Source organism: Paenibacillus sp. FSL R5-0928, assembly GCF_037970385.1.
Lineage (GTDB): Bacteria > Bacillota > Bacilli > Paenibacillales > Paenibacillaceae > Paenibacillus_AQ > Paenibacillus_AQ odorifer.
Map to the genome: position 1 here is coordinate 2,413,877 of NZ_CP150225.1, position 16,976 is coordinate 2,430,852.

16 protein-coding genes are annotated in these 16,976 nt (G+C 40.9%); 12 read left to right on the top strand and 4 right to left on the bottom strand.

Annotated elements, in window-relative coordinates; genetic code table 11:
* Positions 1–8: 8 nt before the first annotated feature.
* The 6 genes from MKZ16_RS10710 (at position 9) to MKZ16_RS10735 (ending at position 5,114) form a co-directional block, all read left to right on the top strand.
* The gene (locus tag MKZ16_RS10710; RefSeq protein ID WP_038569710.1) at positions 9–587 is read left to right on the top strand and encodes a TetR/AcrR family transcriptional regulator; all 579 of its coding nucleotides are present in this window, start codon (positions 9–11) and stop codon (positions 585–587) included.
* Positions 588–677: 90 nt separating this feature from the next.
* Complete coding sequence (locus tag MKZ16_RS10715) at positions 678–1,139, top strand: FMN-binding protein (RefSeq protein ID WP_076098500.1); 462 nt, start codon at positions 678–680, stop codon at positions 1,137–1,139.
* Positions 1,140–1,160: 21 nt separating this feature from the next.
* On the top strand, positions 1,161–1,682 hold the full coding sequence (locus tag MKZ16_RS10720) for a hypothetical protein (protein WP_076107539.1): 522 nt from the start codon (positions 1,161–1,163) through the stop codon (positions 1,680–1,682).
* Between the two features lie 143 nt (positions 1,683–1,825).
* On the top strand, positions 1,826–2,470 hold the full coding sequence (locus MKZ16_RS10725; protein ID WP_076107537.1) for a hypothetical protein: 645 nt from the start codon (positions 1,826–1,828) through the stop codon (positions 2,468–2,470).
* Positions 2,471–2,963: 493 nt separating this feature from the next.
* Positions 2,964–3,698, top strand: a complete 735-nt coding sequence (locus MKZ16_RS10730) for a hypothetical protein (RefSeq protein ID WP_076143389.1) — start codon at positions 2,964–2,966, stop codon at positions 3,696–3,698.
* Between the two features lie 177 nt (positions 3,699–3,875).
* Positions 3,876–5,114 (top strand): RICIN domain-containing protein, encoded by a 1,239-nt coding sequence (locus MKZ16_RS10735; RefSeq protein ID WP_036679228.1) that lies wholly within the window; start codon positions 3,876–3,878, stop codon positions 5,112–5,114.
* 16 nt (positions 5,115–5,130) lie between these two features.
* Here MKZ16_RS10735 and MKZ16_RS10740 read toward each other — a convergent pair whose 3' ends face one another.
* Complete coding sequence (locus MKZ16_RS10740; protein ID WP_052096920.1) at positions 5,131–6,084, bottom strand: glycosyltransferase family 8 protein; 954 nt, start codon at positions 6,082–6,084, stop codon at positions 5,131–5,133.
* A gap of 166 nt (positions 6,085–6,250) precedes the next feature.
* On the bottom strand, positions 6,251–7,186 hold the full coding sequence (gene coaA / locus MKZ16_RS10745; RefSeq protein WP_036679230.1) for a type I pantothenate kinase: 936 nt from the start codon (positions 7,184–7,186) through the stop codon (positions 6,251–6,253).
* Positions 7,187–7,366: 180 nt separating this feature from the next.
* Between coaA and MKZ16_RS10750 the strand changes: the two genes are divergently transcribed.
* Positions 7,367–8,458, top strand: a complete 1,092-nt coding sequence (locus MKZ16_RS10750) for a dienelactone hydrolase family protein (RefSeq protein WP_038569715.1) — start codon at positions 7,367–7,369, stop codon at positions 8,456–8,458.
* Positions 8,459–8,518: 60 nt separating this feature from the next.
* On the top strand, positions 8,519–9,169 hold the full coding sequence (locus MKZ16_RS10755) for a suppressor of fused domain protein (RefSeq protein WP_038569717.1): 651 nt from the start codon (positions 8,519–8,521) through the stop codon (positions 9,167–9,169).
* Between the two features lie 32 nt (positions 9,170–9,201).
* On the opposite strand, the gene MKZ16_RS10760 is transcribed toward MKZ16_RS10755, so the two are convergent.
* A complete protein-coding gene (locus MKZ16_RS10760; protein ID WP_076098496.1) occupies positions 9,202–9,582 on the bottom strand; it encodes a VOC family protein in 381 nt (126 codons plus the stop codon).
* Between the two features lie 246 nt (positions 9,583–9,828).
* Between MKZ16_RS10760 and MKZ16_RS10765 the strand changes: the two genes are divergently transcribed.
* Together MKZ16_RS10765 and MKZ16_RS10770 are read left to right on the top strand one after the other, a co-directional pair.
* The gene (locus MKZ16_RS10765) at positions 9,829–10,866 is read left to right on the top strand and encodes an NADH:flavin oxidoreductase/NADH oxidase (RefSeq protein WP_036679236.1); all 1,038 of its coding nucleotides are present in this window, start codon (positions 9,829–9,831) and stop codon (positions 10,864–10,866) included.
* Positions 10,867–11,081: 215 nt separating this feature from the next.
* Positions 11,082–11,519, top strand: coding sequence for a helix-turn-helix domain-containing protein (locus MKZ16_RS10770; protein ID WP_052096922.1), 438 nt, complete (start codon positions 11,082–11,084; stop codon positions 11,517–11,519).
* A gap of 86 nt (positions 11,520–11,605) precedes the next feature.
* Here the strand turns inward: MKZ16_RS10770 and MKZ16_RS10775 are convergent, their stop codons facing one another.
* On the bottom strand, positions 11,606–12,208 hold the full coding sequence (locus tag MKZ16_RS10775; RefSeq protein WP_244886454.1) for a GNAT family N-acetyltransferase: 603 nt from the start codon (positions 12,206–12,208) through the stop codon (positions 11,606–11,608).
* Between the two features lie 224 nt (positions 12,209–12,432).
* Here MKZ16_RS10775 and MKZ16_RS10780 point away from each other — a divergent pair, with 224 nt between their 5' ends.
* Both MKZ16_RS10780 and MKZ16_RS10785 read left to right on the top strand, forming a co-directional pair.
* Positions 12,433–16,191, top strand: coding sequence for an alpha-L-arabinofuranosidase C-terminal domain-containing protein (locus MKZ16_RS10780; RefSeq protein ID WP_076107533.1), 3,759 nt, complete (start codon positions 12,433–12,435; stop codon positions 16,189–16,191).
* 261 nt (positions 16,192–16,452) lie between these two features.
* The gene (locus tag MKZ16_RS10785) at positions 16,453–16,974 is read left to right on the top strand and encodes a serine acetyltransferase (protein WP_339815681.1); all 522 of its coding nucleotides are present in this window, start codon (positions 16,453–16,455) and stop codon (positions 16,972–16,974) included.
* Positions 16,975–16,976 lie beyond the last annotated feature (2 nt).

The following is a 16,976-nucleotide window of genomic DNA, read 5'->3' on the forward strand; positions in this document are numbered from 1 at the left end:
GACGAAAAGTGGAAGACAAAAAAACAAAGATATACGAATGCGCGAAAGAGCTATTTAGCAATAAAGGCTTTAAAGATACTAATGTTTCTGGCATTACCAAAATGGCTGGAATAGCTGTAGGAAGTTTTTACAACTATTATCCCTCTAAGGAAAAGCTTTTTATGGATATTTTTTTAGAGGAAAACGAAAAGCTCAAAAAAAGCTGTATGCAATCGCTCGATATGAGCCAAAGCCCACTGGCAGTAATACGGCAGATGATGGCGCTTAATTTGGAAGGTATGATAGCCAACCCCATTCTTAAGGAATGGTATAACAAAAGTGTTTTCGCAAAAATCGAACAGTTGTACCGGGAAGAAACCAACATTCAGGTAAACGACTTCTTGTATGATAGCTTCCATGAAATCATTAAGCAGTGGCAAGCCGATGGTAAAATGCGCAGCGATATGGATAGTAAAATGATTATGATGATTTTCGCCGCTATGATTAATGTGGAAACCCACAAGGAAGAAATCGGGCTGGAGCACTTTCCACAACTTCTGGACAATATGCTGGAACTAATCATGAAGGGTTTGACAGACTGCCCCTAATACACTTATGGTGCAGTTTTTTTTCTTGTAAAATGAATGAATAATTAAATATTCATTCGAAATTTAAATCCAAAGGAAGGAGGCAAGCAGGTGAGTAAGAGAAGAGGAAAAAAGCGAAAATTCAATAAATGGATTATTGTTCTCAGCATTCTATGCGTGATTACAGTCATAGGTTGGATAGGTGGTATTCTCTTGACTGCTCCGGGAAGGCATGAGGTTCAGCAGCTTACTATCAACGTCATAGATATACAGAATTTGCGGGAGGGTACCTATGTGGGGGAATACATTGGCATCAAAGATCATTCCAGAGATACCAAGGTGAGGGCAATAATATCTGCTGAACGGCTGACAGATATCAAAATACTCAAAGGTGCCTTGGACAAAACAGGGAACCCTGCTGAACTGAAGGATGGTCTAGGCATTGGTGATTTGTTTAGTCATGTGATTGAATCGCAGTCTCTTCAGGTGGACGTTATCAGCGGGGCAACGCTTACCTCTAAAACACATCTTAAGGCACTCGAAAATGCCCTACAGCAGGCGGAGACGAAATAATTCATTTTAAGGAGAATTTATATGAACATTGCAGTCATTTCGTATTCATTCACAGGTAATAATGAAGCATTAGCAAGGAGTGTGGCGGATGCGTTGTCGGCTGAACATATCCGAATCTCGGAAGCCAAACCCCGAACACTCGGTAGGATTACCTTCGATATGATTTTTGACAGGATACCGTTGGTTCAACCGAAGCCTGAGCAAATAGGAAAATATGATATTATCCTATTTTTTGGACCGGTTTGGATGGGGAAAGTGGCCACACCGCTCCGTGCCTATTTAAAGGATTTGAAGAAAAATCCGCAAAAGTATGGTTACCTTTCAATCAGTGGCGGAGCTGACGGTCCAAATCCGAAGGTGCCAGGGGAGCTCAGAAAAAGAACTGGAGCAGATCCTGTTGTATTCATCGAGCAGCATATCGCAGATCTGATATCGGCAGATCACAAACCTGCACGTAAAGATACCTCAGCTTATAAGTTAAATGAGGGGGATATTAATCAATTAACTGGTAAAATAGTGAAGAAAGTAAGGGATATGATCTAGCTATTGAGCTCCAGCGAGACGAACAGAGAAACGGCAAAGCTGCCGTTTTTTTGTTTTCTCTGCAATCTGGTAGAAATTGTTCTATTATAAAGTGTTCGTTCAATTCGCTAGATGGTATGATAGGTATGGGAGGGAATTATAAAATGAACAATGAGACGACTAATGAAAATGAAATAACAAATGAGAATGAGGAAGTAAATGATAATACAGAAATGTCTGAAGAGGATATGGCACAGCTGCTAAAGGCTGTTCACCATAACGGCCTTGTAGCATTGAGAGTACACTTTAAAGATGTTGAAGGACAAGTATTGAACATGGAAGCCTACGGTCCTGTTTTTGTTTTTCACGTGAAAACTGAATTAGATCAGGTGTATTCCTGCGGATTTTTTCTGCGCGAGTTAATTGCAAGATTCCAGTCGGGTAAGGATCCGGCAGCATGGATGGCCTCATTCTTCGTTGAGCTGATGAAAATTGAGGGAGGCAAAACACTTCCAAAACCACCAGCAAGTGAAGAAGAAGCAAAAGGGATCATTGACAATGTGTTAGTTCCGCTTTGTATTGAGGAAATTACCCAAGAATTTGCTCCAGAAAAAGTGCATGTCGGGCTAGCTTGGAACGAGAAATTGGGACCAGTCTTCGAGGCTGGATTTCCAGCGATCACCGATGGGAATAACGTATGCGCATTCCCGCTTCATCTGTTGCTGACTCATTTGCAATTGAACCGGGATCCATCCGAACTGCTTGTTCAAGGCATGTATAACATCCGCAAAGAACATGGATTGGAGTAAAACAGGCTCTGAGCCCTGACCATCCATAACCCAAAGAAACGGCAGAAATGCCGTTTCTTTTTCTTTTGACATTCAAAGAGTAGATCCTTACTCAATGAATTCATTCATATCTACTATAGGCTGATAACCTGCTGCTTGAAGGTTTCGTTCACTTCATCTTCGGACTGTATAGCGCTTATCTTTGCTTTTTAGCTCTATTTACCGAACTCGCGGACCGTATAGCCCTTATTGTCTGTTTATCGCCGATAAAAGTAGGAGAATTAGCCAAAGAGTTGCATCTCAGTCCGTTAACAGAAGAATTCTCTTGAAATTGAACCAATAACGTCTCCTCGGTCCGATAGGACTTGGTGTAGCTGGATTATATAAAGAAACTGTAAATACTTTTCAGATATTTTAGGATAAAATTTCATTTACTGAATACGTTTGCGGACGAAGCTATATGCACAGCACCACTATACTTTTTTAGAAAAATAAACGAAGGCGTGGTAACAAGATGAAATATCTAGTTTCAATACTACTAATTGCTGCAGTGATAGCATCTGGTTGTTCCAATACCACTCCAATCCCTCATCCAACTTCTAATCAGGAAACTTCTCCTTCTCCTAATCCTAATCCAAATACAAATTTGAATTCTGATACTGATTCTTCAGATAACCGCAGAGAAGATACTGTGTTCCTCAACAAAAATATAGGTTGGAAAGCAGTCTATCATTTTCAAGGGATGTCACGCGAAGATATGGAGCTTTATGCAACTAGTGATGGGGGAGAGACTTGGAAGGAGATGGGGGATAGCTTACAAGCAGGAAGTACTCTTCCTAGCGGGGTGAAATCGGGACTTACTTTTGTTAATGAAAAAGAAGGCTGGATTACAACGAATGCTCCATGGGAGGGAAAGGTTGGTTTATATAAAACAATGGATGGTGGAGTTACCTGGAGTGAACAGACAGTCACAGTGCCGGGTGAGTTAGTAAACTCGCAAATCTATGCTTATCCTCCCCTCTTTCTTACGAAGGATCAAGGAATCTTAATTACTCGGCCCGTTGAAAAAGAACATACATTGTTATTTATAACGATAGACGGAGGACAACATTGGAAATCATTCCTTGACGATCATATGGATCAGTATGTTGGTATAGCATGGACGCTCTCTGAGAGTATGGCGACGGTGAAATACGCAGAGAAAACCTGGACATTAAGCATGCAGAACTATGGAAAATGGTCCCTTTAATCGAAATGTTGGCATATTGCGTTTAGAAAAGACGTACACATCAAATGAAGCGAGGCGTTAACCTGACTCCGGCTGTTATAGCTGTTTATGGGATAACGTTTTGTTTTATCCAATATTCGAAACCGGTTTCAAATGTGCGAGCGCGCCGCGCAATGAAATCAGTAGGAGGAAAAGACGATGTTACGAAAAGGAAAAATGTTAAGTCTATTTCTGCTGTTCACCCTCTTAATTGCTTGGGTACCTACAGGGAGTTCAAGCGCGGCATCAAGCTGGAATCTGGCATGGAGCGATGAATTTGATGGGAATTCTCTGAACACTAATAATTGGTCGGCGGAAATAGGTACGGGTAGCGGAGGTTGGGGAAACAATGAGCTTCAGTATTATACCAGTCGCCCGCAGAACCTGCAGGTAACAGGTGGGAATTTAGTGATTACTGCACAAAAGGAGTCGTACGGGGGGATGAATTATACCTCTGCACGGATCAAAACACAGGGACTCAAAAGCTTCACCTACGGAAAAATCGAAGCTAGAATCAAATTGCCTTCAGGACAGGGACTCTGGCCAGCATTTTGGATGCTTGGGGCGAATATTGATTCAGTGGGTTGGCCGAAATCTGGGGAAACGGACATTATGGAGCGTGTAAACAATAATGCTTTTGTTAATGGGACGGTACATTGGGATGCCAATGGGCATGCCGAGTACGGTCAGGTGTCTGGTAACCTCGATTTCTCACAGTACCATGTGTACAGCGTGGAATGGGATGCGAATTATATAAGATGGTTTGTAGACGGCAACCCATTTAATGCTTTTTATATTGAGAACGGAACCGGAAATACGGAGGAGTTCCAGAAACCTTTCTTCATCCTGCTAAACCTTGCCGTGGGTGGAAATTGGCCGGGAAGTCCAAATGCTTCAACTGCTTTCCCAGCTCAAATGCTGGTTGATTACGTACGTGTGTATCAGGCTGCGCCTACCTCAAGCATTGTTAGTGGTGGGATTTACACTTTAGCTGACAAGGCTAGTGGTAAGGTTCTGGACGTAGTGGATGTATCCACAGCAAGCGGGGCGAAAATGCAGCAATGGACCAATTACACTGCCAATAATCAGAAATTTAAAGTGGAGAGTACAGGCGACGGTTATTACAAGCTTACGGCAGTGCATAGTGGAAAAGTGTTGGATGTGCCAAACTCATCAACCGCGAGCGGTGTACAGCTGCAGCAGTGGGATGACAATGGTACCAACGCTCAGCGATGGAGCATTATTGATGTCGGAGGGGGCTATTATAAACTTATTTCAAAAGTGAGCGGATTAGCCATGGATGTATCCGGAGCATCAACAGCCGATGGCGCAGCTGTCCAGCAGTGGACAGATAACGGGAGTGATGCTCAGAAATGGTTTTTTACGAAAGTGAACTAAAGAATGCCGCCCCATATCAAATGGGGCTTTTTCTAATCGGTCTAATCGGTCTAATTTGTTTTAAATCGGATAAAAAAATAGGGGTTAAGTTCAACTGAACAATTTTTATTTTCTGCTTGTTTCTTTTTCGGGTGAGGTGTGGTTTTAAAGGGCTGCTTTTCCGTTTTCTTCGTCTGATTTTGGCTCTGGTGATTCTCCAAGGGGTTAGCTTTAGGAATTGCTGATATAGGGATGAACCCGCGGAATCTTTATTCCAGCATTTATCATCTCCGGCAAAATGGATGATTTTGTTAGTGAAATCATGGTCCGGAATGTTTGTGTTGAACGAATTAAAACGGATATCAAGGGGGAGGTAATTCCCACCAAAAACCGCATTCAGAACATCCTGATCTGGCATGGTGACATCAGGAAAGGTACGTAGGAAGGTTAGCATTTCTTCGTACCAGTTGGTATTCTGGCGGATATTATGCAAAGAAAATAAAATCACTCCGGAATTAAAATAAAGCTCAGGATTTAATCCCTTAGCGCTCACAATATGAGCAACCTCTCTAATCCCCTGGTCCCAAATTGCGGCCAAATACTTGTCATCCAGTTCAACCTGCCATAATTCAGTTATGTCCATATTCACTAATACATCGCAGTCCAGATAGATGATTTTGTCCACGGGTATTAGTGCAGGAAGAAGCAATCGATACATACATGCCTGCGTCCATACATTAATGGAGTTAACATTGGCTAACACCTGAGTTAGATCATCGGGCATAGTGATTGAATAAAAGCTAAGGGTATGATTATGTTTTGTAGTTAATGCGCTAAGCCTGCGCTTATTAGTTTCACTTAAAGAAACATCATGTAAAATATGAATATGAATTGGGGAACTCGTATGATGAAAAATTGACGCTAGAACGACTCCGGCATGTTCAGCATATTTCCCATCCTTATCTTGAAAAGCCAAGGCGATATCGATCATTTGATTTATCCTCTCTTCACGTTTGTGTACGAATGTACCACAGTATACGTTCGCCTTGATCAGAGGACAGAGACATTAAACCCAGAATATTCACCCAATTTGATGTGAGCACCAAAAAAACCAAGTGCTGAATCTCAGCAACTTGGTCGGCTAAGGACTTCAATCTTTATTTTCGCAGCTTAATTCGATCTACGTGATGATTGTTGTCCTTATGCATTATAAGATCCGCACGATTTCGGGTGGGCAGAATATTTTGCTGCAAATTAACGTAGTTTATTTCTTTCCAGATCCGCTTTGAGATTTCAATAGATTCCTCTAGAGACAGCTGTGCATATTTTTTGAAATAAGATTGTTCATCTTGGAAGGCAGTATCTCTGAGCTTAATAAACCGATCAATGTACCATGTCTCGATATCGTTTACATCAGCATCCACATAAATAGAAAAATCAAAAAAATCAGATACAAAATAGTTAGGCATATTATGATTATTTGTAATCGCAGTCTGAAGAACATTTAAGCCCTCAACAATTAGAATATCCGGATTCTCAATCGTAATATATTCATCTGGCACAATATCATAAGTTAAGTGAGAGTATACAGGGCTTTGGACCCGCGGCACCCCAGACTTCACATCCGTTAAAAAAGAAATTAAACTACGCGTGTCGTAGCTTTCAGGAAAGCCCTTTTTCGTCATTATACCGCGCTTTTCCAGCTCTGCGTTGGGATGTAGAAACCCATCAGTCGTAACTAAATCCACCTTTGGATGGGAAGGTAATTGTGAGAGAAGTTTTTGTAGGAGTCTGGCCGTAGTGCTTTTGCCAACAGCGACACTTCCCGCGATGCCTATGATAAATGGACCTTTTTTTACATCATTGTTCAGAAAGTGATTTATAGATTCATTAAATTTATGAGCAGATAGAAGTTGCAGATTTAGCAGATTGGACAGAGGAAGATAGACCTCGTTAACATCCTCGCTGGAGATTTTTTCATTAATACTTTGGACTTCCATAAGTTCTTCTTCTGATAATTGGATAGCGGTGAAATCGCTTAGTTTTTTCCAATCCTCACGTAAATAAAGTGTATATGCTGAATTATTCACCATTAAATTTTCCACATCCCTGAAGTTTTTAGAGATTTCTTATGCACTTAGGTATTATAACCGTTCATACAGCTTCATTCCATTCATTGTAATCGACATTATTATGGACATTAAGGAGATTGCATTTCAGTAAATGGGAAAATCAATTAAAATATAGAATATTAGGAAGAATGGGGTGGAGCAATGGAAGTTTTTCGAAAAGTTGAATTATTGAAGGATTACACACGCACGGAAACGTTCCAAGAAGAGTCAGAGGGAAGGAAAATAGTTATAAGTATTTATTATCCGGATACAGAGGGTGTATTAAATAAAAACGCATCTGCAATGAAGTATATGGAGCTTTTCGGGCCCTGTGAACAACAGGCGAGAGAGCTTCTACAAGATATTGGCATGAATATGGAAATCATAAATACATTATCTACCTCAATCAGCGATCGAACCTTTCAAAGCAAATCCAAACGCTCCTATCCAGTCATCATCTATTCACCTGCATTAGGTTTAGATAGAGATATGTATATTTATAATATAGAAGCGTTGGCCAAGCAAGGTTTCATAGTGGTAACGGTCAGTGCTGCGTACGAAGCTATGTTTACTGTTTGCCCTAGTGGTGGATTTATTAATCAATCCGAAGCCATGAGGCAAATAAAAGCTACGGATTATACCGATTTACATAACTTAATCTCCATTCGAAAAAAAGATATTCAATACGTTCTGGATCACCTGTCCACGCTTAATTCTATGGATAAAGATGTGAAGGGCTTATTTGATATGAATAAGATTGGTATTATCGGCCATTCCATCGGCGGTGCTACTGCATTAGATTTAACTATGGAAGACGATAGAATTAAAGCTGCTATTTTATTAGATGCAAGCATGCACTTATATATTGAGAATGAAGAGAAGAACAATACTGTGCCGCTTCTTGTATTAAGGCAAAAGGCCTCGACCTTAGAATCCTTAAGTAATATATTACAGGAGAAACTGGCAAATGATTTCATCAAAGGACAAGAGGCGCTTTTTCAGAATTGGAACGGATATAAATCTTTTCTAAAAATACGAAATGCTACACATATGTCATTTAGCGATCTGCCCCTTTTTGAGGAAGGAGAGACTTTAAAACAAAGAACCTGTGAAATTCATACTTGCTTAAATGAGCTTATAAGTAAGTTCCTTTTGGAACATCTTTTAGATCAGGGGCAAGGTTATTCGGCATTAATTAGTAGTGTTCATAAAGATTTTTGTGAGATCCATGGTAGTGGAGAAGAAATTCTGTAAATTAGCAATAAACTCTCCTTTGTTTATACCGATAAACATATATAAGGGAGGGAATTATGAATGCATTCTGCTCAGTCTAATGAGAAAATATGTAATCATATTGAAAAATACATAGGTGTTATTGATAATGTTTTTAAAGAAATTATTTCAGGTGTTCTGTCGATAGATATTCTAATTCTTGATCCGACGCCTGAGCGGAACTTCTATACTTTAATTACTTCTGGAATGAGCGAATTACCGATGACGGTGCCAGAAGGTGCAGAAGAATATCAATATGCTGAAATAATGATTTGTCTCCCTCCTACCTGGAAGCTGTCGGATGAGGCGTTTAAGGATGAACGGAATTATTGGCCGATTCGGGCCCTGAAAACAATGGCTAGGTTTCCGCATGAATATAATACATGGCTTTATATGGGGCATACGCTTGTGAACGGTAATCCCGCCCAGCCTTATAGTGAGGATACAGGATTTCAAGGGATGTTCGTTTGGGTTCCAGATGTAAAAGATAAAGCCGGTTTCTTTAATTTAGAAATGACCCGTGAGAAAGTGGTGCACTTTTATACGTTAATTCCGCTCTATGGGGAGGAGTTAGATTATAAAATCAAGCATAGCGAGGAAGAGTTACTACACAAGTTAAATAAGATTGGGGTTACGGATGTTTTGGATCCTTCCCGTAAAAATAGTTGTAAGAAGTTATGGGGACTCTTTTAAATACAAGAAAAAACGGCTGAGAGCCGTTTTTTTTATTTTTTGATTCCAAAAGCAATCCAGCGACCATCTACATCTTCGATCACAAATTCTTTGTTATTATAATCGGTGTTTGATAAAGAACGAACAATATGAACACCGGCGGCTTCGAACTCCTTCTCCAACTCTTCTTGCTGCTTCGTAATGAAATAGGCATCGTATCCATAACCGTACAACTCTCGATTGGGAATGACCTTTTGTCCATGGGATTGCGTAAGGATAATCTCTGTATCGTCGCGATACAAACAAAGATGTGGTTCTTGTGTATCTAAATAGGGCACAGCTTTAAAACCTAAGTACTGGCTATAGAAGGCAGCAGTTTGCTCAATATTCAAGGTAGGGAAAATACTATGCGATTGTAAGAGCTTTTTGTCCACGAGTGAGGTCATCCTTTCAAAGAAAAATAGATATCCATATATTACCTCAAGGTAGAAGTTTCAACAATACATGGAGTTTCCATTAAGCAGAAGATTATTCACGGTTGACACCATCGCTGTTATATAATAATATACATGCATGAGCATGCATTTATAAATATTATATATAAGATGAACTTAGAAACTCATGTTCACTGGAAGCATTGATCATACTATACTTAGTTTTTTATAAAGAGGAGAGATATCATGAAGGACTTGTTCACCCCGTATGAATTGAAGGATTTGAAACTGAAGAACCGCGTGGTTATGCCTCCAATGTGTCAGTATTCAGTGTCTAACAAAGACGGAATTGCTACGGATTGGCATTATAATCATTACGTAAGCCGCGCCGTTGGCGGAACCGGATTAATTATTATTGAAATGACGGACGTGGAGCCTGATGGACGGATTACTGATTTTGATCTTGGCATTTGGTCTGATGAGCAAATTCCTGCACTGGCCAGAATCGTTGAAGCTTGTCATTCTTATGGCGCTAAAGTAGGTATTCAAATTGCACACGCCGGACGTAAAGCAGAAGATGCAGCAGTTCCTGTATCCTCATCTAACGTTCCTTTTGACGCGGACTCCAAAACACCACGTGCATTAACAACTGAAGAAGTGAAAGCTATGGTTGAGAAATTCCGGTTGGGCGTGAAGCGGGCGATACAAGCGGGATTTGATGTTATCGAGCTTCATGGAGCGCATGGTTATCTTATTCATCAGTTCCATTCCCCTCTAACCAATCAAAGAACAGATGAATACGGCAAGGATTTAACACTGTTTGGTACAGAAGTCATTCGCGCAGCAAAAAGTGAAATGCCGGAAGGAATGCCATTGATTATGCGTATCTCCGCCCAAGAATATGTTGAGGGCGGGTACGGTATCAAAGAAAGCTTGGAATTTAGTAAAGCTTACAAAGAAGCGGGCGCAGATATTTTCCATATCAGTGCAGGTGGTGAAGGTCCTATCGCAGCTGCCGGGAAACCAGGGACGCATGCAGCTTATCAGGTTCCTTTGGCTAGAGAAATCAAGTATGGCTTGAATGTTCCGGTTATTGCGGTTGGCAGATTGGATGAGCCTGTACTTGCTAATGCCGTGATTGGGAATGAGGAAGCTGATCTTGTTGCCGTGGGCCGGGGCATGTTGAGAAATCCATACTGGACGCTGGAAGCTGGGGTTGAACTTCAGAAAGATGCCGGCATTCCTAGACAGTATACTTTCGGGTTTCCAAGAATTAATGGGTAAAGACTAATATAAATGGTATGAAGTCTGAAGTCCAAACAAAATAATTGTAAAGTGTGGAGGGGCCGGCTTCTTGGAGAAACGGTCTCTCCTCTTTTTTAAAATAAAATAAAGTATAAGTATCGAACCTATACTTTATGTATGCTTGTGGATTGTAGTACTATTATATAGAAGGAAAAAATCATGAAAAGCCATACACCCGGGAGATGAATAATAAAATGGACGACATTCTTAACAATGACCTTATAACGAGTTGGTTGACGTTAACGCATATACAAATGAATGTGACGAATGAATTGGAAGCTAATCTACAAGCCAAACATGGCTTATCCTTAAAAGAATTTTATTTGCTGTTATTTTTATCGGAAGCGCCGGAGAAGAAACTGAAATTGCAGAAACTCGAAGCTATGGTGGGTTTAAGCCAGAGTGCAGTTTCCCGACTGGTTAGTCGGTTTGAGGCCAAAGGCTGTGGCGCTTTAGAAAGAAAAGCGTGTGATGCTGATCGCAGAAGTATCTATACTGCCTTGACTGCCATTGGCGAAGACAAGCTCCTTCGTGCACAAGATACCTTTCAAGAGACCCTGCTTGCAGCTTTTCCAGAAAAAGATGTGAAAGAGCTTTTGGATCAAATGCTTCGCATGAAGCATCAATCATGAATTCACAATAAAAACCTCTGTTTTGGTAAATGGACCGAATCTCCATTTCCCATACAGAGGTTTTTTAGTGTAAGGCGCTATTTACATCATACCTGTTCATCCCACTGTTGCTGGGAAAGCCGGTAATAATTATAGTCTTCATGTTCAATTGTAATCTCGTCAAGAAGCTCGAAACCACATTTTTGAATGACTCTATTAGACGGGATATTGTGTTTCAGAGCAATGGTGTTTAATACATCGGTAGAGCTATTATCAAACAAATACTTAATTAATCCCTTGGCAGCTTGAGTAGTGTAGCCTTTACCGCGATGATCCTTGGATATGGCATACATAATCTCTCTGTTAGGAACGGGCAATTCCTCCTTAATTCCTGTACAACACCAACCAATAAACTCACCGGACACTTTTAAAATAATGCCTAAACGAAGACGAAGCTCTCCGATATCTCCGCCCGCTGAGATCACTTGAAGAAACTGCTGGTTCTCTTTTATTTCATAGTTTATTAACCAGTCCAACCGTTGTTCTTTAGGAACATTCCAATCTGGCAAGAATTCAATAATTTCAGGCTGTAGAGTAAGCGCATGAAACTCCTCTAAATCCTCCACACTATATTCCCGCAGAAAAATATCTTTACAATCAATCGTAAATAAATCACTAGAATTGGCCTTTTCATTCACAGCTTCGCTCAACTTTCACCACTCCTTTATTAACTAACAGATATTTTACCATGGAATAAATGATTGATTTGGTAATATTTGATTATAAAAATTGTTTTCTTTTATTTCACATAAATATTAATTGGTTAATATATTAATTGACTATAAAATATGTTATTATGTTTCGTATAAACGGCAATGAACTAATACAGTTAGGTTTTTAAGATTTCTACTATAAAGATAACAGGTGATATTTTATGAAAAATGACAACGGTAACAAATTTATTAATGGTAGTCTAATTGCGCACTATAAGTTTGATAATCTAGAGGATGTGGGTCAAGATTTCTCGGGGAACGGCAATGATGGAACCGCTTCAGGTACTACGCTGCCGGCTATTAAATCCGTAGCAGGTAGACAAGCTGTTTCGCTTGCTGGGGGAGAACATGGCACATCCTATATTTCATTACCTAACGATCTGCTTAAAGAGGTCAGTGACCATACAGGAATTACAATTTCGACATGGATGTATGTAAGCAAAGCTTCAAGCTTATGGGAAAGAATCTTTGATTTTGGTAAAGGTGAAACAGGACCTTATATTTTCGTAACTCGCAATTTGCGGGGGACTTGTTTTGCAGGGGAAGACTTAATCGCAGATCCAGGGAAATCCTTTGCGACTGATGAATGGGTACATGTTTCCTTTGCAGTTACAGGTACAGAAGGTGGAACACTAAGCAGTGCAGGTCCTGTGATGTATGTAAATGGTGAAGTAGTTGCGGATGGAATGATCAGCCAAACCTCGAGTGGCACATATGCTAAGCTGCGTACATGGTTTGCTACTTTTGAAGATCAACAGAATTATAGCAATAATACAATCGGGAAATCCCAATACGCGGCAGATGTTGATTTTAGCGGCTATATTTCGGACTTCCGTGTATATAAAGCAGGCTTAACTCAAGATGAAGTGATTGAAATCATGTGCGAATCTTTGACGGATGAAGATATCGTAAAGCTTGCAAAAGATAAATACTTAACCTTCCCAAGCTCGATCATTACCAAAGATATTGAGTTGCCAGTTTCGCTGATGGGCGGAAAAGTTGACGTATCTTGGGTATCCAGCGATTCCAAAGTCATTTCTAATGAAGGTGTTGTGAATAAAGGAGTTCAATCTGCTCAAGGCGTAACGCTTACAGCACATTTGAAAAAGGGAGCTAGTACAGTAGAAAAGAGCTTCACGGTGTCTGTGCTTCCGGAAGATTTGCCACCATACACCTTAACTATTGATGGTAATCAGGAGATTTTGGATGTTAGCCAAATTCTATATGGTTTATTCTATGAGGACATTAACAACGCAGCAGACGGTGGGATCTATGCAGAGCTAGTGCAGAATCGCTCCTTCGAATCTTTTGCTTTTGACAGCTATTCGCATGTATGTGGTGTACATGGTGCTTCCACCGGAAGAAATTATACACCTCTTCACGCATGGTCTGGGGATACAGAGAAAATGACTGTCCATAATACAGGCGGATTAAACGATTTCTTCGGCATCGAAGATAAAGATATGAATGCTCATTATGTGACGGTAGCGGATGGCGCGACTATTAATAATAGAGGTTTTGCGGATTCCAATCAGCACTGCTCGATGTTTATTAAGGAAGATGCCAAGTACAACTTCACAATCTGGGCGAAGGCAGAAGCAGCAGGCACAATTACCTTGCAATTGCTCGACAAAGACGGTAAAGCCATCAGCGATACTGCAATTGTTGAAGTAAACGGTGACGGCAACTGGAAGAAGTATGGTGTCGATTCTAAGCTTGTATTAACAGGGTCTGAAACTGTGCTTGGTCAGCTGGCGTTAACCTTTAACGGTGAGATCTCCATTGATATGGTATCCTTAATTCCTGATGACGTTTGGGGCGCTGGTGAAGAGGAACGTTCTGCTACAGCTCATGCTAACTATAAAGGAAATCCAAACTATAGATTAAGAAAAGACTTAGTGAATGCACTCGTTGATCTTCATCCTACATTCCTGCGTTTCCCTGGGGGTTGTATTTCTGAAGGTTCTCACATTTGGGAGAACGTGTACGATTGGAAAGAGTCCGTCAACGATATCGAATTGCGCAAAGAGAACTATAACGTATGGGGCTACATGATGACCATGGGTCTTGGATATATGGAGTATTTCCAATTAGCCGAGGATTTGAACGCAACACCACTTCCGGTTATGGCCTGCGGCGTACTCTGTCAAGCTCGTTCGGATTATGCGAATCCAGCTGGCGGTGCGTTAAGAGATTATTATGTGAAGAACTTTACGGATCTGATTGATTTTGCGATTAGCATGGATTTTGACAATAATGAGTGGGCTGCATTGCGTAAAAAGATGGGCCATGAAGCAGCGTTTGACCTGCGTTATTTGGGTGTGGGGAATGAAAACTGGGGTACAGAGTTTTTTGCCAACTTCGAATATTTTAAAACAGTGATTGATGAGTATATGGTGAAGAACTATCCTGATCATGAATTGACTATTCTCTCTACCGTGGGTGCACAGGCAGATGATGATGCTTACCAGCAAGGTTGGAAATTCCTAAGCGGAAATTTACAGGGCTCGGAAAAAATCAGCTTTACGGATGGTACATCGAGCATCGAAGAGACTGTTACCTGGTACGAAAAACAAAAGAACTACATGGATACCATTGCGGATGAGCATTACTACCGTTCCAATGAGTATTTGTTAGAGAATGCTGATCGTTACAACTACTATTACAGAGCCTATAAGGAAGACGGCAGCTTGGATGAGGCTGAAACTTCAAAGGTTTTTGTGGGTGAATATGCTTCCACAGATAAAAACACATTGGCAGGAGCTGTTGCTGAGGCAGCGATTATGTCCAGCTTCGAGAATAACTCTGATGTGATTAGATTGGCGGCAACGGCACCGTTGTTCAACAAGGTTCTGACAGATGGCACCTATAGATGGACACCGGATTGCATCTGGTTCGATGATGAGACCGTATGGTACACACCGAACTATTATGTTCAGCAGCTGTATGCTAAATACCTGGGAACCAAAGTGGTTGGCACCTCATTTTCGACTTATCGCAACGGGGAGAAGGTAGACCTCATTCCTCATGGAGGAATTGAAGTGGCTGCCGGGAAATCAGCTGTGATCGTGAAACGGGTGAAAGTGACCTCGAATGTAGATGGCAGTGTTTGGTTGGATCAAGATTTCACGCAGCCGCTGAATGAAGCTTGGAAAGTGATTCCTGGCTCTGCCGGATATACGATTGATCCTTCCAAAGGTCTGGTATTGAAAGCGCAGAATGGCGGACTGAATGGATTGTATATCCTTAATGACGCGTGGACTAATTATAAAGTAGAGGTTGTAGCTGAAAAAGCTTCTGGCGAAGATGGCTTCTATGTAGGCGCAGGTCTGACAGAAATCTCACCGGAAAATAAAGATGTCATCGAATATGCGATTGGCTATAATGGTGATGCCACAGGAGTCAAGGTGTACAAGCAAGGGATTGAGGCTTATACTCTCGGCGATTATTCCTCTAGTACCGCTGCTGGTAACCTGAGAGCCAGTTGCTATGAAGAGCTTGCGGATCATACGGAATATACTATCACCGTTAATTATGGTGGAGCAGATGGCAAACATTTGATTTGCTCTTATACAGATGGCAAGGTAACAAGCAAAGTACTGGATTATAAGCTTGAGGCTTATAACAGAGAGGTATATAATTCCGTAACTAAAGATGATAAGCATCTTTATGTGAAGCTTGTAAATGCGGATGGTGTAGAAAAAGCAACGAAGCTTGATCTAAAAGGCTTAAAAGTAGCTGCTACTGGTAAACGGATTACCTTAACCGGAGACGCCTCGCTGGTTCACACACCTAATGTGAACAGAAAAAATGATGAGAAGGTTACACCAGTCGAAACAGAAATCGTAATTGATAAAGACACGGCAGTTGTGAAGCTAGCTGCCAATTCCGTAAATGTGATTGTTCTGGATCTGATTTAATAGAAAATATGCTTTCCAACACGCGCCGATCTTTTTGTTCGGCGCGTGTTGTTGTTTAACAAGCCTCTAAATCGGTTGATGATTATATAGAGAGAACTGTCCACTTGCTTGATGAATCTCAAAATCTATCTTACACTGGTGAAAGTACAATCACCGACTGACCCTCCAGCCCGCGATCCTCCCAGATGTTTTATCCACAGCTGCCCTTCATTACTCCAGAATACAGTGCATACCCTAGCCCCTAAAAAGGAGAACGATAAAATGATGAAATCATTCAAAACGGACTGGAAAGCAAATCTGAAAAATCCTCAAACGATTATGGCCTTGTTTACTTATCGTTATGGAAATTGGGTGTATTATCGAGTGAAGAATGGCATCGTGCGAAAACCTTTGTGGCTTTTATATCGAATAATGGATGTGCTTTTTGTCCGTATTCATGCAAATGGAGAGCTTCACGCTCAAGCTCAAATTGGTGATGCGCTTCATTTACCGCATGGTTTAAATGGGATTATCATTAGTCCTAAAGCGGTGCTTGGAAGCCATGCTACTATTTTTCATCAAGTGACGATTGGCGGGAGAAATAACTTAGGAGAGCCTGTGATTGGAGACAGAGTTTTTATTGGAGTAGGCTCCAAGATTCTTGGACCGGTTGTCATTGGTAACGATGTTAATATCGGGGCCATGTCTGTAGTGGTAAAGGATGTGCCGGATAATGCTTCGGCAGTAGGTATTCCTGCTAAAAATATATTGCGGAGTGAACCGAAACCAGAGAATACAAGATAAAG